General features: G+C 57.4%; 14 protein-coding genes. 3 read left to right on the top strand and 11 right to left on the bottom strand.

Annotated features, from left to right (window positions below; genetic code table 11):
• The first annotated feature begins 315 nt into the window (after nt 1-315).
• Nucleotides 316-1047, top strand: coding sequence for a hypothetical protein (locus WB650_RS15995; RefSeq protein ID WP_422303946.1), 732 nt, complete (start codon nt 316-318; stop codon nt 1045-1047).
• Here the strand turns inward: WB650_RS15995 and WB650_RS15990 are convergent.
• The 3 genes from WB650_RS15990 to WB650_RS15980 form a co-directional block, all read right to left on the bottom strand.
• Nucleotides 1008-7400: an SDR family NAD(P)-dependent oxidoreductase gene (locus WB650_RS15990; protein WP_422303947.1), complete on the bottom strand. Its 6393-nt coding sequence runs from the start codon at nt 7398-7400 to the stop codon at nt 1008-1010. The genes WB650_RS15995 and WB650_RS15990 overlap by 40 nt on opposite strands.
• Entirely contained in the window at nt 7397-9247 is a 1851-nt protein-coding gene (locus WB650_RS15985; protein WP_422303948.1) for a non-ribosomal peptide synthetase, read from the bottom strand. Before WB650_RS15985 ends, WB650_RS15990 begins: the two co-directional genes overlap by 4 nt.
• A 144-nt stretch (nt 9248-9391) precedes the next feature.
• The gene (locus WB650_RS15980; RefSeq protein ID WP_422303949.1) at nt 9392-11149 is read right to left on the bottom strand and encodes a carbamoyltransferase; all 1758 of its coding nucleotides are present in this window, start codon (nt 11147-11149) and stop codon (nt 9392-9394) included.
• A 246-nt stretch (nt 11150-11395) separates the two neighbouring features.
• Here WB650_RS15980 and WB650_RS15975 point away from each other — a divergent pair, with 246 nt between their 5' ends.
• On the top strand, nt 11396-12691 hold the full coding sequence (locus tag WB650_RS15975) for a hypothetical protein (RefSeq protein WP_422303950.1): 1296 nt from the start codon (nt 11396-11398) through the stop codon (nt 12689-12691).
• 346 nt (nt 12692-13037) lie between these two features.
• On the opposite strand, the gene WB650_RS15970 is transcribed toward WB650_RS15975, so the two are convergent.
• The gene (locus tag WB650_RS15970) at nt 13038-15785 is read right to left on the bottom strand and encodes a choice-of-anchor Q domain-containing protein (RefSeq protein WP_423961172.1); all 2748 of its coding nucleotides are present in this window, start codon (nt 15783-15785) and stop codon (nt 13038-13040) included.
• Nucleotides 15786-16375: 590 nt separating this feature from the next.
• Nucleotides 16376-16669: a hypothetical protein gene (locus tag WB650_RS15965; protein ID WP_422303952.1), complete on the bottom strand. Its 294-nt coding sequence runs from the start codon at nt 16667-16669 to the stop codon at nt 16376-16378.
• A gap of 13 nt (nt 16670-16682) precedes the next feature.
• Here WB650_RS15965 and WB650_RS15960 point away from each other — a divergent pair, with 13 nt between their 5' ends.
• Nucleotides 16683-17567 carry a hypothetical protein gene (locus tag WB650_RS15960; RefSeq protein WP_422303953.1) on the top strand — a complete coding sequence of 295 codons (885 nt, stop codon included), beginning with the start codon at nt 16683-16685 and terminating at the stop codon, nt 17565-17567.
• A gap of 19 nt (nt 17568-17586) precedes the next feature.
• Here the strand turns inward: WB650_RS15960 and WB650_RS15955 are convergent, their stop codons facing one another.
• From WB650_RS15955 to WB650_RS15930, 6 genes are all read right to left on the bottom strand, one after another.
• Nucleotides 17587-17964 carry a response regulator gene (locus WB650_RS15955; RefSeq protein WP_422303954.1) on the bottom strand — a complete coding sequence of 126 codons (378 nt, stop codon included), beginning with the start codon at nt 17962-17964 and terminating at the stop codon, nt 17587-17589.
• A 215-nt stretch (nt 17965-18179) separates the two neighbouring features.
• Nucleotides 18180-18593, bottom strand: coding sequence for a hypothetical protein (locus WB650_RS15950; protein WP_422303955.1), 414 nt, complete (start codon nt 18591-18593; stop codon nt 18180-18182).
• Entirely contained in the window at nt 18574-19446 is an 873-nt protein-coding gene (locus tag WB650_RS15945; protein ID WP_422303956.1) for a cytochrome b/b6 domain-containing protein, read from the bottom strand. The genes WB650_RS15950 and WB650_RS15945 overlap by 20 nt, the downstream gene beginning before the upstream one ends.
• Nucleotides 19443-20450 carry an FAD binding domain-containing protein gene (locus tag WB650_RS15940; protein ID WP_422303957.1) on the bottom strand — a complete coding sequence of 336 codons (1008 nt, stop codon included), beginning with the start codon at nt 20448-20450 and terminating at the stop codon, nt 19443-19445. The genes WB650_RS15945 and WB650_RS15940 overlap by 4 nt, the downstream gene beginning before the upstream one ends.
• 12 nt (nt 20451-20462) lie before the next feature.
• A complete protein-coding gene (locus WB650_RS15935; RefSeq protein WP_422303958.1) occupies nt 20463-22997 on the bottom strand; it encodes a xanthine dehydrogenase family protein molybdopterin-binding subunit in 2535 nt (844 codons plus the stop codon).
• On the bottom strand, nt 22990-23631 hold the full coding sequence (locus WB650_RS15930) for a (2Fe-2S)-binding protein (protein ID WP_423961170.1): 642 nt from the start codon (nt 23629-23631) through the stop codon (nt 22990-22992). Before WB650_RS15930 ends, WB650_RS15935 begins: the two co-directional genes overlap by 8 nt.
• Nucleotides 23632-23938 lie beyond the last annotated feature (307 nt).

The following is a 23938-nucleotide window of genomic DNA, read 5'->3' as shown; positions in this document are numbered from 1 at the left end:
AAAGACAGGGTCCAAGTCGTTTACACAGATCCAGGAATACCCGGCTATAACCCCGTCTATAGTATGGCGCGCCTGGCCGCCAACCTGCTTGATGGCGACCTGGTAGTATTGCGCTCGAAGCCTTTCACAACGCTTGAGAAGTTGGCTGCCTTGGTTCCGCGGAAAAGGACCGGGATACCTTGCTTACTCATTTGTCCGGCGCCTTCGGATCTCGCCTCGCTATTTCTGGTTGAGAACTGGCGAGAAAGATATGGCCGAGTGGTAGCATGGGTCTTTGACTCATTCTGGACCAATTACGTCCCCCGATTTGCGCGCATGGCACGGGTCTTCGACCACCTGTTCGTGACCGAGCAGGAGGACATGGATACCTGGAGGAACATGTTGCGCGCTCCGGTCGAATGGCTTCCGTGGGGATCTGACGCGCTGCGCCTTGGATCTGCAAATCCCAGGCGTCGTCACGATCTGATTCGGACAGGCCGCCAGCCATCAGACTGGGAAGACGATTTGTCGAGCGCGCTTGCGTGTCGGTCGAGACAACTGAGCTTTCAAGGTAGGCCGCCATTCTTCGACGATGCGACCGAGAACGAGCGCGCTCTGATGGGATACTTGAGCGACGCCAAGTTCTCATTGTCCTTCTCCAACCTCGTGAGTCCCAGCGTCCAGACGCATCCTACCCGCGAGTATCTAACCGGACGCTGGACCGATGCACTCGCGGCAGGAGCTGTCGTCGCCGGAATTCCGCCTTGCAGCAAATCTGTGCGGGCGCTACTCTGGCCGGAAGCGCTGCTTGATCTCGGGACGGTTAATCGATCTGAAGGTCTGGAAGTGATTGCGCGTGCAGTTCGTGAGTGGACGCCCGCTCTCGCACGCCTCAACTACTTAAGGTCGCTGGAACACCTCGATTGGCGTTGGCGTTTCAAGAAGATCGCGGATGCTTTGGGCATAAGACCGCGTCCTCTGAATACAGATCTGATAGAACTAAGCCAGGCAATCGATTCTCTGCAGAGCTACGACACAGTTTCGCCGGCAGCGATAGCAACTACATAGGACGATGAGTCTTCTGACTCATCCGTTTGAGCCGTCTGGACAATAGTCGAGTCTCCAGGGTGTCGCGCGTGCGCTGCCGCCAGGCACTTGCTAACCTCGTGCGCGAGAACGCTCACGTTTGGCTCTCGCATTATCTCGCGGTGCGTTCCGGGAATTTCGTGAACTTCGACACCACCTTGCGCCAACGGACCCCATCCAAGTTCCCGATCGGTCGGCATGTCGATAAAACTCAACGGCGTGATCGCGCGAAATAGCGTGACGCGCCCGGCATAGGGCAGTGCCTCATATCTAAGAGCTGCAAACCAGTTCACATCCTTGGCGCGATGGAGGAACTTCGGAATTGAAAGGCCGCGAGCTCTCAGGATGCCGTAGATGAATTGCCGACCCTGACCAACAATCGCGTCGAGACGCTCTGCAAGATCCTCTTTCAGATACTCACGACGCTGCGGACCGAAGACCAGGCGCCCCACATGCCGACCGAGTGACGCAGTTCTCCTCTTCATTGACTCAAGCAAACTCCGCCTCTGTGACGACGCTCGAACACCATTCATTAGGAACGTATCCAGCATCCCCAGCAGAGCGACTTCCTGTCCCACCGCGCGCAATTGTTGAGACATCTCGAACGCGAGCAATCCGCCAAATGAATAGCCAAGAAAATAGTATGGACCATTGGGCTGAAGTTGGCGGATTTGCGCCAGGTAATGCGCGGCCAGATCTTCCATCCGCAGATAAGGCGCTGAAGATTCACCCGGCGAATACTCGACGCCCCAAATCGGCTGATCACGATCGAGATGCTTTATCAGTTCGCGAAAAACAAGCACGCTTCCCTCGATCTCGTGAATGATAAACAACGGCCGTTTGTCCCCGTTGGGTTGAATCTGAATCAGCGAATGCGATGCAGGCGTGGCGGTCTGGTTGCGAATCAGCGCGCAGAGTTTCTCGATGGTAGGAGCCGAGAACAGTGTCGCGAGCTTTAGATCGACGCCATACGTTTTCCTGACTTTCGTAAGCAGTCTTACCCCGGTCAGAGACTGCCCTCCCAGCTCAAAGAAATTATCTCGAAGTCTCACGGACTCTACGCCTAGCAATTCCTTCCACCAACGTATCAGAGCCGCCTCTAGCTCTTCGGTCGAATCACCTGAAGGCGCGACAACAGGTGTTTGTAACTCGACTAAAGTATGCTGCGCGGTCCTGCTATCGATGTAAGCGGCGAAATCGGTGGGAAAAATGACAACGCCCGAACTACGCGGGTTGCGGAGAACGTGTTCGAACGCGCGAGCGCCTTCCTCTGACGAGATCGCATCCGAAGGTTGCTCCATCTCGTGTTGATTGATTGCTTCAAACTTGTGTGTATCCTCGAGCTCGGTGCCAACACCCTCTTGCTCACTCTCCAAAATTGAGACGTCACGTATCTGACGCACCGAGAAATCGCGGATCTCAACGATGGTATTGCCTTCCATATCAAGAATGCTGACGTCGAATGTGGCTATCGAACTCTCAATCGACACTCCCGTTTTGCTGCGCACATACGCATAGCAGGTGGCCGGAAGCAGCCCCGAAATCGAAACACTTCCATAAGACATCGGCACATATAAATAGCCGGTCTTTTCGTTACCTTGGATAAGAAGCATCGCACTGCCGCTTGCCATATCGAGCAACGCCGGATGCAGGCGATAGGTGTCTACTTCGCTCTCGAATTCGGTGGGGAGCTTAAGCAAGCTCAAAGCTTCATCGCGACCGATCCAGACTGTTTTGAGGTTTCTCCATCGCGGCCCAAACGCTATCCAGCGTTCCTGCGCCTCATTTCGTGGCGAATTATCGAGCCCCAGCTTGCCAAAGCTGCATCGCTTACGGAGTTCGTCGAGATCATGATGAGGTAGCTGACGCGGTATAACAGCGACTTTAACTCGGCCCGATGCGCATTCGAGCCATCGATGGGAGAGATCCGAGTAGGTTCGCGCGGAGAATTTGTAACCGTCGACTTGTTTATGCACCAGAAGTTGCACAGCTCGCGCAGACTGGGACTTCACTCGAAGAGGCTGGTTGACGTAAAAGTCGCTGATCGACAATGCTGACGAACCCGTCAGATCCATCACGGCTGCACGCACCATTTCGAGGTAGCCAGTAGCAGGAAAGAGTCCTGCGCTGCCCCTTAGGCGGTGTTCCTTAACTATCCAATCGTCTTCCAGACTCAAAGTCATGGAATACGTAGTTCGTCCTTGACCTTCAAGCTTGACCCGACCTAGCAATGGGTGAGCGGGGTCTGGTGATCTACTTACTTCCGCGGCCATACCTACATCGGTCCATCGAGGCCATTGGATCGATACGAAGCGCGTTCCCTGGAGTGACCGAGACCTTGCAAAGGCATCCAGAAAGGCGTTGGCGGCTGTGTAATCCACCTGGCCCGCCGGCGCGAGGTGCGAACTGACGGACGACATCAGGAAAAAAAATTCGACGGGATCCTGTTGAAAGACCGACTCCAATACGAGGGTGCCGCGGACCTTCGACGCGAGTACGCGTGCTGCGCTCGCCCGATCTTTCTCCAACATTGGAGCATCGTCCAATACGCCGGCCGCATGAATAATTCCGTTGATAGGACCGAATTGAGCGTGCGCCTGGTCCGCGATTTGCCGCATCGCATCCGGATCGCAAACATCTCCGGCAAGAACCATTACCTCTGTACCGATATTCTCGATTGCCCGAATCTTTTTGATCTGTACAGCGGCCATATCGCGGTCGCCATGAGAAGCCAACCATTCGTCCCACGACTCCCTGGGCGGAAGCACGCTGCGTCCCACCAGTACGAGCCTGGCCCCAACGGACTTTGCTATCGATTCCGCCAGGACCAGGCCCATCCCTCCCAGTCCCCCGGTGATCAGATACACGCCCCGGTCTCGAAGAGCGATCGCCGGCTGTTTTGCCAGATCGCGCGATCTCGCAAAGGTCTGCACCCAGCGCCGGTTCCCGCGATATGCGACTGGCGATTCGATTTCATCCGACTGAAGTTCCGCGACGAGCTGCCTCGTCGCCTCTCTCAGACTATCGTCGGTTGCAGTACTAGCTGCACCGAACTCGACGTCGATATTGCGGCAGCGAACGTTACTCAGCTCCCTGGGAATAACGCCGCACGGACCTGTCAGTAACGCCCGAACAGGATTCAAAATTGTTTCTTCCGCGACTCGATGGAGGTTGTTGGAAATAACGGCAATCTGTACCGGACTCTCAACCTCGACGGCTCCCAGAGCCTGACCGAGAAACATGAGACTATAGAAGCTCATCGTCTCAGTCTTAGGCAGATCGCCTAACAAGTCGTGACCGGAATCCAGCCCGCACACCGACCATAGATGCACTATCGTGTGTGGGAATTTGCCTGGTGCGGCGATCTCTGTAAGTAACCTCTGATAGTCATCAGGGTCGTCGGGATCGATTTCGAACCTGTCTGAAGCGACTCGTGCAAAGCAGCGCCCCGGCCGCACTGTTATGTATTGTTCACCGCTGCGTTTAAGCACTAGAACTAGCTGGTCGCCAAGGCCTTGTAGGTCCTCGAAGATGAGCCATGGTCCAGCCTTCTGTCCACGCTCTTTCCCAATTAGGTCTGCACGCTTCCATATCGAGGAAAAATATCCGATCTCGCGGACTTCCTTCACCGACCTGGTGGAAGAGGTACCGACCGACTCGACTTTTCGGTCTGGTTCGATCCAGAAGCGCTCCCGTTCGAACGGATAGGTTGGCAACGGCAGCCGCCGGCGGCGTTCGTGAGCATGGAAGCCCTTCCAATCAATCTGCTTTCCGGCCGCCCACAATTGCCCGACCGCGCGAACAATGAATTCATCGTCGCTGGTTGCATCGCTTCGGGCGCGGAGCGAGGAAATAATTTCGTGCGTATCAGAGAATGTAGGACTCTGCTCGCACAACGCGCTCAGTGTATTGCCCGGACCAATTTCAAGGAGAATGGCGCCCGGGGTCTTAAGCGCCTTCTCGATACCTTTCGAGAAGCGAACGGTTCGCCGAAGCTGACCCGCCCAATATTCAGGATCGGTCGCCTCGGCATCGGTAATCCAGGTCGCCGTCGCACTCGAGATGTAGGGAATCGTGGGCGGCGCCAGCTCGAACCTCCGGACAAAGTCCGCAAACTCGCGTAGGATAGGATCCATCATGCTCGAATGAAATGCATGCGAGACGCGCAACCGGTGATAGTCCAACTGCTTGTCCGCCAGCAATTTTTCGAGGGCCCCGATCGCATGGTCAGGACCTGAAACCACACATTGCTCGTCGCCATTCACGCTAGCCAGTGAGAGCTTCCCATTAAGGAAAGGAATGACCTCATTTTCCGGAAGCGGGACGGCCGTCATCGATCCAGAAGGCATACTTTGAATCAGGCGCCCGCGCTCCGCGATGATCTGCAGGCCCGCTTCAAGCGAGAAGACCCCGGCTATGCATGCGGCGGCAAACTCGCCGACGCTGTGACCTATCATGGCTGTGGGCTCGATGCCCCACGATGCCCAAAGCTTTGCGACCGCGTATTCGACTACGAATAGCGCCGGTTGCGTGAGCCGCGTCTGGTTGAGCAATTCGGCAGCAGCGCCGGATTCCGCCCCGGATGTAAATAGGACCGAGCGGAGATCGACGCCGATAAACTGGCGCAGATAGTCGGCACAGAAATCGATCGTAGACCTGATCACCGGCTCGGATTCGTATAGCCCGCGGCTCATCGATAGGTACTGCGAACCTTGTCCAGGACAAAGGAAAATCAAAGGCCTATCATTCTCGGATGCTGAATTGGAAAAAACTCGTCTCGGAGCGCCTTGCCGCATCACCTCAACCGCATCGATAGAGTCCTTGCAGATGATCGCCCGTCGAAACCGAAAAGGCTTGCGGCCGAGATGCCCTGTGAAAGCTACGTCCGCGAGGTTCGGCGAATACTCCTCGAGATGCTCCGCCAAATGCCTCGACATCGCGTCCAAAGCCACCGGCGTTTTCGCGGATAGAGTCAGCACCTGCCACGGACGCGAAGGGCCTGAGGGCACAGCTATCGGTGCCTCTTCCAGAATCGCGTGCGCGTTAGTACCGCCGATTCCGAGCGAAGTAACTCCAGCGCGGCGCGGTTGGCCGTCGCTCCCCCAGTCGCGCAGTTTGCTGTTCACGTAAAAAGGACTGTGATCAAAATCGATCAGTGGATTCGGCTTGGAAAAGTTAAGACTCGGCGGGATCTGCTGATGTTCGAGAGCAAGCACAGTCTTAATGAACCCAGCCACACCGGCGGCGGCATCGAGGTGCCCGATGTTCGTCTTCAGTGCGCCGATCGCGCAAAATCCGTTGCGGTCGGTGATCGTGCGAAATGCGTGCGTAAGAGCTGCTATCTCGATCGGATCGCCGACGGTGGTCCCGGTCCCATGAGTCTCGATGTATGAGATCGAGTCGGCATCAGCGTCTGCAACTGCCAGCGCCTCGACAATGGCGTCAGCCTGACCCGCGACGCTCGGCGCGAGGTAGCTCACTTTCCGTGCGCCGTCATTGTTGATGGCCGTTCCACGAACTACCGCGTGGATAAAATCGCCATCTCTGACCGCATCCTCGAGACGCCGCAAAACTACAATGCCAAGCCCGCTCCCAAACACAGTGCCGCTGGAAGCCGCGTCAAATGATCGGCAGTGACCGTCGCGCGAAAGAATTTCACCTTCGCGATAGAGATAACCAAGCCCATGAGGTATCTCGATAGTAACTCCACCCGCCAATGCCATATCGCACTCATGATTCAGCAGGCTCTGGCAGGCGAGGTGGATTGCCACCAGCGAAGTCGAGCACGCAGTCTGCACCGCAAGACTGGGGCCCGTGAGATTCAGCTGATAGGACACGCGCGACGCTAGCACGTCCTTGTCGTTGCCGGTTTGTTTTAAGAGAAACAGGCCTGCATTCGCGACAAGCTTTGAATTGGCCAGTAGATTGTGTATGAGATAGCTGTTCATGCCGGAACCGGCATACACGCCGACCCGCCCCGCGAACTCATCGACCGACCAACCCGCATTTTCGAGAGCTTCCCACGCACACTCCAGAAAATGCCGGTGTTGCGGATCCATGATTGCAGCATCACGCGGGCTCAAGCCGAAGAACGCAGCGTCAAAGCGATCGACGTCCTCCAGAATCGCCGCAGCCCTGACGTAATCCGGATCTTCAAGCTCGGCAGCGGTGGCGCCGGCCGCGATCAGTTGCTCATCGCGAAGTATGCTGATCGATTCCACGCCGTCGCGAAGATTGCGCCAGAACTCGGTCAGATTGCGTGCGCCAGGGAATCGACCAGCCATGCCGACTATCGCAATCGACGGTCCCGCGCTAATGTTCTCTGGCGCCTTCATTCGGTTGGATCGGCGCTCGAATCTGCTGCTGCCCGCGAACGTGCGATCAGTGCCTGTCGCCGCGCCGCGCCCCGATCAGAAAGGTCAGTCGCGTCTCCACGCCGACGACTATGTCCGCTCAGATGTGCGGCTAGCGCAGTAATCGTTGGGTAGGCGAAGAAGTCGGTAAGAGGTATCTCCAGCTTTAATTTCTGCCTAAGACTGGTGGCAACCTCAGCCACACTCAGAGAAGTAGCACCCAGATCGAAGAAATTGACCTGTAAGCCAACAGAATCGAGACCTAGTGAGTCTTGCCACAGCGCTGCGATAATCCCTTCCAGCTCCGTGCCCGCCCGGTTACCAGTCGCACTTTCCGTAGTTCCACTCACCCTCGGCGCGGGTAACGCCTTGCGATCGATCTTTCCATTGGGAGTGAGAGGCAGCGCGCTCAGAAATTTGATGGACGCTGGAATCATGTATTCCGGCAACTTCTTCCGCGCATGAATCTTCAGTTCCTGTTGGCTGACCGCTAGACCATGCTTGAGAACCACGTGTGCAGCCAGCTGCTGCTGATCCGCTTGATCTCGATACGAAACAACCACCGCTTCCTGCACCGCGGGATGCGCCCCCAGTACCGTCTCGATCTCGCCGAGCTCGATCCGAAAGCCTCGGATCTTTACCTGCTGATCGCTGCGGCCGATGAACTCGATCTCGCCGTCATCCCGATACCTCGCTAGATCGCCCGTCCGATACATCATCTCACTGCGTTCAGTTTCAAATGGATTAACGATAAATCTCTCGGCCGTCAGATCGGGTCGTCGCCAGTAGCCGCGGGTAACACCTGCCCCACCAATATATAACTCGCCCACGGCGCCAATCGGTGCGCGCATGCCCTGTTCATCGAGGATATAGATGCGAGTGTTCGCGATCGGTCTGCCAATCGGAACTGAAGCACCCGATCTTTCCAGTCTGTAGGTGGTCGACCATACCGTCGTCTCGGTCGGCCCGTACATATTGAAAGTCTCGGCGCTTAACTGTTCGCCAAGCTGATTTGCCAACGATAGCGGTAATGCTTCACCACCTATAAACAATTTTTTGAGGAGCTTCATCGCCGATAGCGTTTCAGGGAATCGCATGAGCGCTCTGGCGAGAGTTGGAGTGCTCTGAAAGTGCGTTACGCGATGCCGGGCAATCTGCGACTGGATCGAGTAGTCGCCCGTCGCAGCCAGGCCATTCTTTCCCGTCTGTAACACGATTGTGAAACCGCGGCTAAGTGTCCATAGGAGTTCGAGCACGGAAATGTCGAAAGAAATACTTGTCACCGCTAGCCAGACACCGCTCTCAGAGCCGATTATGCGGTCCATCCCGGCAAATAGATTGACGACATTTCGATGCTCGACCATCACACCCTTTGGCGTTCCGGTGGAACCCGAGGTGTACATCAGGTAGGCGAGTGACGACGCCGGCGTATCGGATGTGAAGCTCTCTGTTGGTTCCGGTACGTCTTCATTGGCCGCCGCTTCTTCAAGGTTGACGACGATTGCGCCAGAATCGCCGGGATCGGGATAGTCCTTAAGGCGTCCCTTCATAAGAATGACGCGCGCTTCGCTGTCCTTCATCATGAACGCGACGCGCTCCCGCGGAAACGAAGGATCCAGCGGAAGATAGGCGCCGCCCGCTTTCAGGACCCCTAGCAGCGCCACCATCATTTCGATCGATCGTTCCATCGAAACTGCCACTATTGTTTCGGGACCGACGCCGAGTTTGCGCAGACGGTTCGCGAGTCGATCAGCTCTTGCGCGGAGTCCCGCGTAGGTCAAAACTTGATCGCGGCATATGATCGCGGTCTTTTCTGGAAGACGAGCCACCTGCTCATCGAAAAAGTCGTGAACGCGCTTCTTAGAATCTAACTCCACCTCGGTCCGGTTCCATTCGGCGAGCCGGATTTGGTCCGAGGCCGTGAGCGGATCGGCTGTCCTGCCATTGAAAGGAGTAGTCATTTAGCGATGCACTTATGCTCGGCTCACCAGGTTGTTTTCGATGAATAGGCAATCGATTCCGGTGCCGAGAAAGGTCTCAATCGCTTCACGCGGCGTGTTGACGATCGGTTGCCCCTTTACGTTGAAGCTCGTGTTCAGCACGATCTCGCGGCCACTGACCTGCCCTAGCGCCTTCAGCAGCGCGTGGAATGCCGGGTTGTCGCGCGCCTCTACGGTCTGCACTCGCGCAGTTCCATCGACGTGGGTTATTGCGGGTAGCATCGCGCGATATTCCTCGCGGACATTTACCGTGGCTATCATATAGGGTAACGACCTCATCGGTGGAACGTCGAACCATCGGTGGATTTCTTCGATCGTGACTGCGGGCGCGAAAGGTCGAAAGGCCTCGCGCTTTTTGACCATCGCGTTCACTCGGTCGCGCATTTCCGGGTTCGAAGGATCGGCCAAGATGCTGCGATTGCCAAGTGCACGTGGTCCAAATTCCATTGGACCCCTATACCACGCAACCACCTTTCCTTCATGGATCATTCTCGCCGCCCGGACACAGGTCTCTTCGGTACTTCCGAGACTAGTAACTCTTATTGCATCGCCGAAGTCCTTTAGCGCCGCGTCGACCTCAGAAGCGGGATGGCTCGGCCCCAGGAATGGGACTGGAAACCTCTGGTTGATGACCTCGCCATTCAATGACGCGCGGTGCAGCGCCGCGCCGAGCGCCGCCCCGTCGTCACCGGCTGCAGGTTGCACATAGACTTCATCGAATAGACCTGAACGCGTCAGCTTTCCGTTGGCACTGCAATTCAGAGCTACTCCGCCCGCCATCGCGATTTTGCGAAGTCCCATAGTCGCGCCAAAATGACCGCAGATGTGGAGAATCGCGCGATTCAGCGCCGCCTGAAGCGCCGCTGCTACGTCGCGATGCGCTTGCGTTATTTCGGCGTCCGGCTCACGCCGTGGTAGAAGGTTTCGCGATAGCCAGTCGCGCGTCTGCAGGTAGTTCTCACGTTCGTCCCGCGTGCGGTTCAAACGAAGTATGGGAATTCTTACGGTGCCGTCGGGACGGCATTCGATCATCTGCTGAAAAGCGCCTTCAAACTGCCGCGGGTCGCCATAGGGCGCGAGTCCCATGATCTTGTATTCGTCGGAATTGAAATCGAACCCCAGATGATAGGTCACCAGCGAATAAAGAATCCCAAGTGAGTCGTTAGCGGAGATTTCACGAAGCTTTTCCAGATTTCCACCGGTCCCGCGAAAGATCGATCCGCTTTGGGTTTCTCCCATCGCGTCCAGTACGACCACGAGACACTCATCCCAGCCCGAAGTGAAGTAGGCGCTCGCCGCATGGCTCAAATGGTGGCTGACTGAATGAACGCGCTCGGGATTGAACTTCGGAAAGTGTCGCCGGACCTGCGCGACCAGCGCTTCCCGGGAAAACACCTCTTCATAAAGCTTTGCGCTGGTGGAATCGAGGCTGAAAATTTCCCCGAACGGAGCGTAGTCGAAGCAGTGAGCTATCTCGTCGACGTCCGCCATCGACAGACCTGCCTGCCCGATGCAGTACTCGATAGCTTCCACCGGAAAATCCCCCGACTGCTTGCGCCGATTGAAACGCTCCTCGGCCGCCGCCGCTACCACGACTCCGTCCACCACCAGCGCCGCTGCAGCATCGAATCCCTGTGAAATCCGGTAGTCTCGTTCCTCAAGCCCAGGCCAGTGTTCCCGTTTGAATCGAACCGACTCGGCCAGCCCGCTCACGCCCAGAATTGCGCTCATCGATGGTCCTTATGGCTCCGAGGGTTGATGTCGCCCACGCGGCGACCCGGCGCCTCGGATTCCTCCCATTTCGCTTTGGAATCTTGCTCCCGTTCACCTCGAAATAGAGGCAGGATTCACCAAAATCATTCTTCCACGGGCTGAAAAGCACTGGCCGAAAGTGCCCGTCGGTCGCGCCTCACCTCCGAACCACCCGCCCGGTTAGAAATAGCTACATGCAGGGTCAGTCCGGGCGAGGCTGATCGGATGCTGGCCGCCCCCGCCTCGAGATTAGCCGAACCAATTGATTCTCCGGTTGAAGCCATAGCGGTTCCCGTATCCCCCGTTTCATCGCCTCGATTCGCCGGACGAACTCAGCGCTTGCTGATCTTGATTGCGATTCTCGCGGCCGTGGCCTATTCCTTAACACTCAAAAGCAACTTCACTTATGTAGACGAGGCTGACTACTACTTCATTGCCTCGAATCTTCTGCACCATGGAACGTTTTCCCGTGACGGCTTGCATCCGACCGCTTACCGGCCGCCCGGCTACCCCGCTTCGATGGTCCCGGTCCTGGCGTTGGATAGCAGTGTAAGGTTCGCAAAAACAGTCAACCTTCTTTGGTGGGTCGGCGCCGCCCTTCTGACGTCCTACATCGCTGGCGAGCTCTACGGCTCCGCGGCCGAGACTTTGGCGCTACTGTTCGTATTGCTCTATCCGGTCACCTTGTACACCGCTGGAACCTTATATCCCCAGGCTATCACGTCTTTTCTATTTCTCGTCTCGATCGCTGTTCATTTTCGCCCCGATGCTCGCCCTTCATTCAAGGAGGCGTTCTGTCAGGGCCTTATCTTTGCCGGCTTGATTCTTAGTGTTCCGCTCTACATGGCTAATCTTCTTGTCTTCATGGCCTTTCAATGTTTGCGCGAAAGACGCGGCGTCATCAAAGCCCTTGTGACCGGTGCCGTAGTCGCGATGGCAATTGGCCTGTGGAGCCTTAGAAACTATTCGGTCTTTGGCCGGTTTCTGTTCGCTTCAAACTCAGGAGTCAATTTGATCCTGGGTAACTCGCCGCTCACTGGTCCAAACTCCGGCACCAATATCGATGTAGCCGCCGTCGCTCCGGAAGCCGTAAATTTTCCCGAAATTCAGATGGATGCAGCTCTCAAAAAACACGCAATCGCATGGATTAAAGGCCATCCGCGTGAGTCGGCGTGGCTGTTCATCCGAAAATTGGCGAACTGGTTCAATTACCGCAATGAGCTACGTACCTCGGTTGAATCAAGCCGGATTCGCGATCTTTTGATGGCTCTAACTTACTATCCATTGCTGACCTTGGCTTTCCTCCTGCCCTTGATCCTAAGACGGCGCATTTCCCAACTCGAGACCTATCTCTACCTCAGTTACGGAAGCGCGGCTCTCGCGTACGCTGTGTTCTTCACTCGAATTCGATTTCGAGTTCCCTTCGACTTCCTGCTGATCATCCTGGCAAGTGGCGCAGCCAGCGCATTGCTTCACGCGTTAAGTACTCGCCCCTCACGCTCTGACCGCACAGCTATCTAACGTCCCTCGCGAGATTGAGTCCTATCTCTATCTCAGTTATTGAAGCGCGGCTCTCGCTTACTCTGTGTTTTTCACTCGAATTCGATTTCGAGTTCCCTTCGACTTGTTGTTGGCCGTCCTGACAAGTGGCGCATCCTGCGCATTGCTTCGCGCCTTAACTACCCGTCTCACACGCTCCGACCGCACAGCTATCTGACCTCCTTCGCTGATTCAGTTCCCCTCCCGACTCCTTGAGAGCACCGCTATCCTGACCGACATTTGCTTACTGCCCAAACGAGGAAGCCGGCACCACCATGGGGCGGCGCCGGCTTTCTTCTTCACTCAGGTGCAGCTTGTCGGGCCGCGCCTACTTTCCGTTGCCTTCGTCCTTGCCTTTGCCCTTGAGCTCCACCGACTGCGGCTCGCGTTGCGCATTGTCGAGGATCATCAGGCTAGTGCTTTGCTTTCCACTAGTAGTCGGCGCGAACGTCACTGCGATTGTGCAGTGTGCGCCCGGTGCCAGCGGTGCCGTACAGCCATTCGTCACGTTGAACGCAGTACCTGCTACTCCGCTGACCCCTTCCATCAGCACAGGAGCACCCGAATGCTTCGGATTGCTCACGGTGATGTCCCTGGGTCCTTTCTGACTACCGACCTTCACCGTACCGAATTCCAGCAATGAGGGATTGATATGCAGCCCGACCGGCACCGGCGTCGGCGTCGCGGTAGCTGTCGCCGTGGAGGTTGCCGTAGCAGTCGGCGTCGCAGTTGCCGTAGCAGTCGACGTTGACGTAGCAGTCGGTGTCGCAGTTGGTGTCGCCGTCCGCGTCGCCGTAGCTGTGGATGTTGACGTCGCAGTCGAGGTTGCCGTCGCAGTTGACGTTGCCGTCGCGGTTGACGTTGCCGTCGCGGTTGACGTTGGCGTCGCGGTCGACGTTGCCGTCGCGGTTGACGTTGGCGTCGCGGTTGACGTTGCCGTCGCAGTCGAGGTTGACGTCGCAGTCGAGGTTGACGTCGCAGTCGAGGTTGCCGTCGCGGTTGAGGTTGCCGTCGCAGTCGAGGTTGCCGTCGCGGTCGACGTTGCCGTCGCAGTCGAGGTTGACGTTGGCGTCGCGGTCGACGTTGCCGTCGCTGTAGACGTCGCCGTCCTGGTTGCGGTCGCAGTCGCGGTCGACGTTGGAGTGGCCGTCGCCGTGCTGGTCGCTGTAGCCGTCGATGTCGCAGTCGGAGTCGCGCCAATCCCAGAACCAGGAGCGATTGCTACCAAGAACGCCAAGCCTGGATAGCCCGACGGGAATTTGCCGAATCCCGACATGTCGACGCTCAGATTCCCGGTACTCCCGATTGCCGATTGGCTGTTGTATCCACCGCAGGTGAGCGAGAATGAGTTGTCCTGCAGGCCCCACGCGAAGTCGTATCCGCCGGGCAGCGTGCAAGCCCAGGTCGGCTCGCGATTCCCGGCGAAATACATCGGCACCAGCATCTCATTAGCGACCGTGGTCGTCAGAGCGTCCGCAACCACCGAACAACTGGTTGCGTAGGTGCAAGCAGTAACATTCTCAGTCGCGCTCTGAACCGGAGTCGCCGCTACATTCGACCACACCGTGATCCCGTAGTCGGTAGTTACTTGTGATCCGCTCGCACACGGATTCGTGCTGGTGAACGTATAGGAAGCTGGTTCGCTCGCGCCTGCCGTCTTCTGAAATACCTCAGCTACGCCGCCGCTGGTATCCCAGTTGAAGATCGGGTTGGTCCCCGACGCCATAGTTACCGGCGTGAAGCCCGTCGGCGGAGTGATCGTATAGGCCGATCCCGGCACGCAACTCTGATAGGTAAATAGCCCGACTAACACCAGGTCGCCTTCTGCCACGCCCGGGGTCGAGCTGACCGTTATACTCTCAGTAGCACCTAGCGTACTCACAAAGGTACTTTTGAAAAAGTTACTGCCGACGTAGACCTCAACCGGCGCGCCGCCCGAGGGCGCCACCGCGCCGAGCTCGAACGCTCCGATATCGCATGCACTCTGACCCGCTGCCGGCCGCGTCCCGCCGCGCTGATCGGTCGCCGGACACTTAGCTGACGTAATCGCGGCTATTGCAGGGCTGCCCGATTGCAAAGCGATCGTCTGAGTCGGTCCACCATAGTACTGAAGGAACTGGAGATTGTTCGACGCAACCAACGGATTGGGCACGAGCAGCGGGTTGACGCTATCTCCTATCGTCTGGCCGCTGGCGCCGGTGCTGCTGCCAAACGCACAGGTGGCATCGTCTGCTATGTTCAAGCCGCCGTTCGTGACGGAGCTTCCCGCGCAATTTCCATTGGTGTTGCTCGAGAGAATCGAGTTCGTGATAGTCACGCTCCCGCCGGCGGCGCCGTTGTCAACTCCTCCGCCGGAGGAAGTATCGCTGTTGCCCGAGATGGTGCTGTTGCTGATCGCGATCGTGCCGCTGTTATGGAAAATCGCGCCACCGCCGGAGGCCGAAGTGTTGCCTGAAAAAGTGCTGTTGCCAATCGTCGTCCCGCTGCCACTGTTGTAGATGCCGCCGCCGCTGCTGCCCGCGCTGTTGGACGAGAAGGTGCTGTTGGTTACCATCAGCGTGCCGGCATTGTTGAAGATACCGCCGCCATCCGTGCCGGCGCTGTTATCGAAGAATGCGCTGTTAGTCACCGTCAAGCTACCGAGGTTGGAAATCCCGCCGCCGGCCATGCCGCTGGGCGCGCTATTCTCCGCGATATTACAGTTGGTGACCGTGACCGTCCCGCTATTCGTAATCGCGCCGCCGGCGCCACTGCCGCGCGAGATCTTCAGGTTTTTCAAATTGAGGACCGCTAACGATTTCACCGAGAAAATCTGAAACGAGTTGGCGCCGTCGATACCTACGCCCTGCCCCGCCCCATCAATCGTCAAACTGCCCGGTGAGTTGTTGATTGCCGGCAGCGCACTGGCCAGCGTGATTTCGCCCGTGACGGTGAAAACAATCGTGTCGCTGCCTGTACCCACCGCGCAGTCACCGCCCGTCGTATCGACTCCCGGACTGGCGGCGTTGTCGATTGCTTCGTGCAAGGTGCAGAAGCCGTTGCCGGTGGTACTCACCGGGTCCGTGAGGTTGTTCACCGTTATGGTATTGCCGCTCGCATTCAGCCCCGATTGGCTTACCAAAAGACAAACAGGTGCGAGGACCATTAGAAGGACGACTAGCAATCCCGGCCTTACCTTCGCTGTCGAACTGTCGAGTCCCGATCCAATCGCGCGCGATAGTCTCCGCGCCAAATGTTTAGAAACCCCCGTCCCCCATCCGGTCCAAAGTCTCACCCGTTGCATCATCTGTTCTTCAGCTCCCTTAAAAATGGACGGCTCTGTACTGCAAGTGATTTTCGCCTCTAATTTCAACAACGTTCTGACTTGGCACAGCGTACATATGCCTACGCGCTCAGATCTGACGTCCGAATCATTCTCATCGCGCGCCTTGAGTTTTGTTGGCAGGATTCACCTAAAGCATTTCGCCGTAGGCTAAAAGGCTGTCGAAAAAGAAGTCCCTACCGCGAAAATTTTCAGAGGGGCTATACTTCGGTGTAGCTTAAGAACCAGCGGGTTTTCGCGTCATGGCGTCTAAACCGGTTTCATAAGATGCCAGCCGAAACCGCCTGGCGAGCGCGCGTCTTCTTAATATTGGGTGCAGGCCTTGCCCTGCTTGGACGTACGGATCAACTCTGCCGGATTCGATTTTCAATCAATTTGTGACGGACTTCGATGTCGAGAGGCAGCGGTGCCCCCGGACACATCTCAGCCAGCCATTGCCGATTGATCTGCTCGGGCAGCATGCGAAAGCTGAATACCGAGACAAAAACGGCGCGTCTTTCACCGCTCGATGGATCCTCGACGAAATCCCGCCTGCATCTGATGCAATGTCGCTGAACTAGCGGATTGCCCGACTCGATTTCTACCTGACGGCCGTGGGCGCTGGCCCACTGATGGCTATTCCATACGTCGCGATCCATAGATGGCCTCCTGATGCCGAAGCATGCGACGCGTCTACGTAAAAATAGTGGTTATCTTTTGATTTTGAGGCAAATTTATTCAGCAGTTGTTCGCGCGATCCGCGCAACAGAAATCTTTCCCCTCGAGTCATCGATGAGACTGGACATGAAGACCCAAACCTCAGGCCAAACCACCAAAGCTGCGATTCGTGCACATCACTTACGGACCGCCAGGGCCGAAGCCGACAAAAACAAGGTCCTGCAATCGAGCGGCGCTCTTCGTTGTCGTCGGAAATTCCTTAGATACTTCCCGAACGGGTTCATGGACGACAACTACTTGGCCTGGGAGCGCGATTATAAGGTCGCAGCACATCGCAGTTGGAACGAGATGCTCAACCATCAGGGGTTCATGTTGCTGTTGCGCGCGAATAAGTTCGAAGAAATTGCGCTGCGCGCGGTTCGAATAGAATCGCGCACCAACCTTATTTTTTCATTCGAAAAAATGGCCCTGCGCGATGCTGTCAGAACGAAGGCGGCTGCAGCCGCGTTTGCCCACGGCTTGCGCGATCTCGTCTATGGCCACGATCGCGACGAAGACAAGTTTGAACGTTGGTGCGACGTGGTTGCTTCGCTGCCGCGGGTCAAGACGCGCGTGCTCACCTGGCCGATTGTCACCGTCTTTGGATTTATCGCTCTCCCCCGCGTCCATTTTTTCTATAAGCCTACCGTTACGCGCGTCGCCGCCCGCATGTATGGATACCCGCTACATTATGTTTCGCGACCTTCGTGGCAGAGCTATAGACATGTACTGGATTTTGCCGCGCTGGTCCGACGGGATCTCTCGGACCTGAAGCCGAGAGACATGATTGATATCCAATCATTTCTATGGGTGCAGGGGTCGGCGGAGTATCCCGACTAAACCGTATATGAGAGCGACTTCAGCAGTGCTGATCGATCACTTCGATCAGGCGCTCGACATCAACCGGCTTCCGAAAGTAGGCGTCGATTCCCTGAAGTGGCGCTCCCTTTTGTGAGTTTCCGGAAACTACCACTACTGGGATGTTGCGCAGGTCAGGGTCGTGAGCACGCCGTTTGAGGAATCCGCGCCCATCCATGATTGGCATCGCCATATCCAGCACGACCAAACAGGGGTGCTGCGGATTTTTTTTCAATATATCCAGCGCCCGTTGACCGTTCTCTGCCTGCAGAACCGAATAACCTTTATTATCGAGCAGTTCGGACATGGTTTCCCGGTTACCAGAATCGTCATCGACCACAAGCACCAGTCTTTCATCGACGGCTTTAGCGTTCACCATCTCACCCTCCAAGCGGGACTAACCATAGAGGTGCAAATTTTGAGCCGTGAAAAAGAACCTAATTTACGTTAGTTTCGCGCGCCGTCGCATCTGCTTTCTCCGAAAATCCCGGAACTTACCGAAATAAATCGAACTCGGTCCTCGCGTCGATAAGCGAGCTTCCCCGGTCCCCGGCGAAGCCAGATCATCCCAGGCTCGGGCCACTCTCCCGGGTCTCAACGAATTTGCCGAGACGCGACTTGCGACCTCAGGATGTCGCTCAGCAGGAACATATCCGTGAGCAACGCGCGGAGGTGGACGGAAGCGTTCAGATTGTCGACCAGTTGGGAACTGATGGAGGACTGGGCGAGCACCAGATCGATAGCTGCCAGCGAGTCTCGCGCGTCGCGGTCCAGGACAGCGAAGAATGCGTGATATTTATCGGCCGGCTCGAGGCGCTCGTCTTTCACAACCTTCGGACATGCTTCGGCCAGCGCCGCTATAGCAGTTGCAGCGCGCTGCAGAAATTCACGAATCTGTGCGCCTGACTTGCTGCCCTGATCGCTCGGATGTCCTTGCGCAGCGTATGCCAGCATGAATTCGTAGCACTCTTCGACGGTGTTGCAGTGCTCAAGGATTTCCGCGGGCATCGCTTAGTCCTCGCTCTTCGGTTCGGTTAGCCGCGTTCGGCGGGCTGACAACCCATCGCTCGGGATCGTGCTCTTCCAGGTAAAACTCGCGACTCATCCAGCCGTATATCATCGATTTTGTGATCGGGCGCTTCTCCGGCCGAATCCCGAAGTAGATATGCACCATGATCAATGCGATCAGCCCTACCCCCGCCAGACCGTGTAGCACATAGATCATGCCCCAGGTCATATCGCTGAACAGGTATGGGTTACGGGGAAAAAAGATCGTGCGCACGCGAAACATCATGAACACGCCGGTGCCTATCGCGCACAGGCCGGCCACAATGATTGCGCCATGGTAGAGCTTGTTCTCGAGTGGATACTTGGCGAACTTCCTGGGCGGCGGCGCCGGACGTCCTATAGCCCGCAATACTCGGTGGTAAGCGTCGGTCATGTCGATTCTGTCTGGCCATATAGACCAGAAGTCCAGCCAGAACGAGGCATGGAAGATATGAAAGAGAATCGACGCGGTCAGCACAGTTCCCGCGATCCAATGATAGATCACCCAATTAAATTGGACACCTACCCTGGGAAGGAAAGCAGTGAACAGTAGCGTCAGCATCGATACTGCCATGACCCAGTGGAATGCGCGCGCCACCTGCGAATGCCGAGGTACGCGTGCTGGTATTTCGGATGGAACAGGCGGCGGAGTTTCCGGCGCGAACTGCCTCGGCTTGGCGAAGTATCGCACGTAGGTGGCGTGAACTATGAAGAACGCGAATCCCGCAATCGCTGCCACCCATATCAGGAACCATGCGATGTGAATCGGCACTGTTAGTCCCCACGGGTCGATAGCCCATTGAATGAAACTCATGTCGCTTGCTCCACGCCGCTGATAGCGCGCTTCACCAGATTTCTCATCAGCGGAATCTTGTAGGCATTGAACTGGAGCGGGACCGCGCCTCGCACTGCCTGCTCACCGGCCATCTCACCGGTGGCAGCGTTCGGCGGCATGCCACGCACAGCCCTTTCGACATCCTTGAGGCGTAGCGGACGAGCAGCAGCAGCGTTCACTGCGATGCGGATGTCGTGGATCCTGCCGCCGGATATTGTCATGGCAGAGGCAACATTCAGCAGCGGAAAATCCCATACGTTCCGGTCGCGTACTTTTTCAAAATAGAACTTGGCACCGGCCCACGTGGACGGAATTCGAATAGCCGTCAGCAAATCGCCGGGCTGCAGGATATGCAGCCGCGTGATGTCGATGTCGGGACCGATGAAATATTCCTCTGCATCCACGACGCGCTGCCCTTTTGGCGTGCTGATTACGAATTTCGAGTCGAGCGCGATCAGTGCCGGAGCGGTGTCGGAAGGATTTACTGCGACGCATCGATCCGCGTGCAGAATCGCGTGCTCACGATTGCGGCCCTCAGGTGTGTCGGCATAGCAGATGTTTCCGCCGGCACGATAGCAGGGCCAGCCTGCGCGGTAGTACCAGCATCGCGCATCCTGCGAAACGTTACCGCCGATAGTGCCCTGGTTCCGGATCTGCGGCGACGCTACCAGCTCTGCGGCCTGCGCCAGCAGTGAGTACTTCTCCCTTATTTCGGGATGCTGCGCGACTTCGGTCAGTGTGGTCATCGCGCCGATTTCGATACCGTCGCTGGTGGTGCGGATTCCGCGAAGTTCCTCGACCCCGCTTAGATCGATCACGGTCTTCGGGCGCTTGATGCGGTCCTTGAGCCAGTCGAAGCTGTCGAGGCCTCCGGCCAGCGCCCAGCCGTCGCTTCCGTTCTGTTCGAGCAGTCTCTGCGCCTCGGCAATCGAATCTGGCTGAAGCAGTTCGAACGCCGGCATCACGTCTCGAATTACCGCCATAACTGTCTCCTGTTAGATGTAAGCCATCAGCGGATGTTGCATCGGACGCCCGGCTTCGAGCGAAGTCAGGATGGTGTCGAGGTTGACCGGCGCGCGCCGAAAAATTTCGTCGCCGAGCGCATCCGACAGCGCATTCAAGATGGAGGCGCATCCTCCCCCAACCGGAGGCTCGCCGACACCTCGCGCGCCCACTGGAGTTTCCGGATCGGGAATATCCAGCGCGCCCCACTGCATGTTCACCGGCACGTCGAGGATGGTTGGCGGCTTGTTCTGATAGAACCGCGTCGAAAGCATCGCGCCGTAGTGAGGGTCGTACACCCACTTCTGGCCTATCGCATGGCCCATCCCCAGAACTGATCGGCCGAGAACCTGGCCGCCGAGCGATCGCGGATGTATCACCGAGCCGACGTCGGCGTAGGCGAGGAAATCCACGATGTCGTATTTGCCGGTCTCGACGTCGACTTCGACTTCAGCGAAGCTCGCTACATACGAGAAAGTTTGGCCGTCGCGCCCGTAGTTATCTTTGGCGGCAGCGACCAGGCCTTGGCCCGCGAATGCTGCAATGGAATCCTTGGTCAATTTGTGCAAGTCAGGCGCCGATTCGTGGCCGTCATAGATACCGCCAAGTTGAATCGCGTGTTGCGCCGCCTGCGCTAACGTCATGCCGCGGCCGTCGCCCTTGCGGAAGACGCGCTCGCCCGCGACCTCGTAATCCTCGGGTCCGCCGCCAAGACTCCTCGCCGCGATCTCCTGCAGCTTCTTCCTCGCGTCCATCGCGGTCGCGTACGCGGCGCGAGTCATCGCATGAGTCGTCTGGCTGCCGCCCGACACGCAGGTGAACGGAAGATTGTTGGCAGTGTTGCCCCAGACGACGTCGCACTTTTCCCATGGCACTCCCAGAACTTCCGCACCCGCGCGATGGACGTCGATTACAGATTCAGTTCCCAGGTTGCCGATGCCGGACTGGAAGGTGACGCGGCCGTCCGGCTTTATAATGAGAAGTCCGTCGAAGCCGATCGTGCCGCCCACGAAACAACTGAGCGAGACGCCGACGCCGCGCACCTTCGAGCCGATCCGTTTCGGACTCCGTGCTACCCTGTCCTGCCATTTGAACTGCTCCGCGCCGCGATCGAGGGCCTCTTTGAGAAATGCGCTGGTTGCATGCTGCCGCGTTCCATTTACCGGGCCGCCGAATGGCGCCTTGCCCTCGGGACAGTTGATACGCCTGATCGCCACCTGGTCCAGCCCGAGCTTGCGCGCAGCCTTCGCGATGATCGGTTCGATGATCATGATGCCCTGCAGGCCGCCCGGCGAACTCTGCGCGCTGCGGGGCGGAGTGTTAGTCAGGATCGTGGCCCCGCGCCATCGCATCGCTTGGGGCTGATAGAGCAGCGAAACGATACGGCCTGAGGTTGGGACATCGCCCTGCGCGTCGTAGGGGCCGTTGTTCGAAATAACGAACATATCGAGCGCGACTATCCGTCCCTCTCGCGAGAAGCCGACCTTCATGCGGCCCATAAGACTGGGACGCGCGCGGCCGATGAAGGTCTCTTCCTCGCGGCTGATGCGCATCATCACCGGCGCGTTCGCTTTCTTCGATAGAAGCGCGGGGATTACCAGCGACACGCCGGCCGTGACTTTGCTGCCGAAGCCGCCCCCGGTGTATTCGCTAATCAGCACGACTTTGCTTTTGTCGATATGCAGCCATCTTGCGATCGCCGGCACGGTCTGCGCGGTGCTCTGCGTGCCCGTGTACATGTAGACCTTGCCATTCTGCCAGTAGGCCATCGCGCTGCGCGTTTCGAGTGTCTGATGACTCGTGTCCGGAGTGACAAAGGTTTCGTCAAGCACCAGCGCCGCACTTTGGAAGCCCGCGTCGAGATCGCCGAACGTCCATTGGTCCGGAGTCTTGCCCATCGGCAACTGACCGTCCTTGGCGTTTGCGAAATCCTCCTCGGTCCACTTGAGCTCGCCCATAGTTGGCGGCTTAGTTGCTGGCGCTCCCGGCGAGGACCCTGCAGGCATGACCCAGATGTTCCCATCCAGTCTTGGATTCGGGCCACCCGGGCGCAGCGTTTCGAGCGGATCGAGCACGAACGGCAGCGGCTCGAGCTCAACCTGAATCTTCTCGATCGCGTCAGCCGCCGTGAGTTCGTCAACCGCGGCGACGGCGAGGATCGGCTCGCCCTGGTAAACCGGCTCCTTTGTGAGTGCGCGTTCGCTCTTCGGGTTAGCTTTGATCACCGTGCCGTTGTCGGTGAGGCTGTCGGCCGGCGGTGGTACATCATCCGCCGTAAGAATTGCGCGCACACCAGGCATCGCAAGCGCTTCGCGCGCGTCGATGCTCTTTACGCGTGCATGCGGCATCGGGCTGAGCAACAACTTGCAGAACAGCATGCCATCGGCATGGTAGTCCTCGGCATACTTTGCTTGTCCCGTGACCTTCGCGTACAAGTCCGGGGTTTCGTAATTTTTGCCGATCAGCTTGCGCCCGACGCCGTACTCGCGCGCGGGCTGGTCGGGATTCGGACCATTGTTTTCAGACATGGCTGGTCTTCCTCAAATTTTCAGCCCCGCGCATCAGCGCCGTGAGGATCTTGTCGTAGTCCTGACATCGGCACAGGTTGCCCGAGATGCCGTTGGCCAACTCTGCCCGCGTTGGATTCGGATTCGACTTCAAAAATGCGACGGATGCCATGATGAAGCCGGGCATGCAGAACGCGCACTGGAATCCTTGTTCCTCGACGACGCCCTGCTGTATCGGGTGCAGCGTTCCATCGGCGTTCGCCAGACCTTCGATCGTTAGAACTTTCCGACTGCGCACCGTGTGCGTGAGCACCGAGCATGCGTAATGAGGCACGTCGTCAATCAGCACGGTGCACGATCCGCATTCGGCCCGGTCGCAACCTAATTTTGTACCGGTCAGGCCCAGTTTATGGCGCAGCGTCCATGCGAGCGTCTCCTGCTTCATTACGTCCGCGCGCCGATTCTGCCCATTGACATTGATCGTAAGCAGCCGTGCGCCAGCGACACCGGATTGAGCCAGCAGTGTGGAGGCACGGAATAGATAGCCCGCCGACGAGACGGCCGCGCCGCCAACAATGACCCCTTTGATAAAGTCGCGTCGGGAGATCACAGGCATCAGGCTTCCAATAGTTTTTCGCTCGGGACTTTCGCTCATCGGGGAGATACCTCCTGCGGCGTCGAAGAAGGCATAGTTCGCAGCTATCTCGTATTATAAAAGCATCGGCAATTTGGGTCTCGTCGAATAAGGCGTGAGAACTGACGGCACAAAAGTGCGTGGCCTTTTATTGCCCCACAAAGACTGGACATTTTTCGCGCGCTGTCGATGTTCCGACTACTTGAGGCAATCGTCGGCGACTTTGAGTTTGAATTTCCACCTGCACTTGCATAAGAATCTGTCTTGTTTGGGATAAGCCGCGCTGCCGGCGCGAGACCGCAACAACAGTTCGAATTGCCCTAACCCG

It is taken from the genome of Binatus sp. (SeqCode) (genome assembly GCF_049584895.1).
Taxonomy (GTDB): domain Bacteria; phylum Desulfobacterota; class Binatia; order Binatales; family Binataceae; genus Binatus.
The sequence above is the reverse complement of the archived record's forward strand: the minus strand, read 5'-3'. Positions and strand labels throughout refer to the sequence as shown.

Bases quoted from the DNA above. Each gene is read 5' to 3' on its own strand.
- WB650_RS15930 (WP_423961170.1), bottom strand. From the start codon at position 23,631: ATGAGCGAAAGTCCCGAGCGAAAAACTATTGGAAGCCTGATGCCTGTG.
- WB650_RS15995 (WP_422303946.1), top strand. From the start codon at position 316: ATGGCACGGGTCTTCGACCACCTGTTCGTGACCGAGCAGGAGGACATG.
- WB650_RS15945 (WP_422303956.1), bottom strand. From the start codon at position 19,446: ATGAGTTTCATTCAATGGGCTATCGACCCGTGGGGACTAACAGTGCCG.
- WB650_RS15940 (WP_422303957.1), bottom strand. From the start codon at position 20,450: ATGGCGGTAATTCGAGACGTGATGCCGGCGTTCGAACTGCTTCAGCCA.
- WB650_RS15965 (WP_422303952.1), bottom strand. From the start codon at position 16,669: ATGGATCGCGACGTATGGAATAGCCATCAGTGGGCCAGCGCCCACGGC.
- WB650_RS15950 (WP_422303955.1), bottom strand. From the start codon at position 18,593: ATGCCCGCGGAAATCCTTGAGCACTGCAACACCGTCGAAGAGTGCTAC.
- WB650_RS15990 (WP_422303947.1), bottom strand. From the start codon at position 7,400: ATGAAGGCGCCAGAGAACATTAGCGCGGGACCGTCGATTGCGATAGTC.
- WB650_RS15975 (WP_422303950.1), top strand. From the start codon at position 11,396: ATGCTGGCCGCCCCCGCCTCGAGATTAGCCGAACCAATTGATTCTCCG.
- WB650_RS15935 (WP_422303958.1), bottom strand. From the start codon at position 22,997: ATGTCTGAAAACAATGGTCCGAATCCCGACCAGCCCGCGCGCGAGTAC.
- WB650_RS15980 (WP_422303949.1), bottom strand. From the start codon at position 11,149: ATGAGCGCAATTCTGGGCGTGAGCGGGCTGGCCGAGTCGGTTCGATTC.
- WB650_RS15960 (WP_422303953.1), top strand. From the start codon at position 16,683: ATGCCGAAGCATGCGACGCGTCTACGTAAAAATAGTGGTTATCTTTTG.
- WB650_RS15955 (WP_422303954.1), bottom strand. From the start codon at position 17,964: ATGGTGAACGCTAAAGCCGTCGATGAAAGACTGGTGCTTGTGGTCGAT.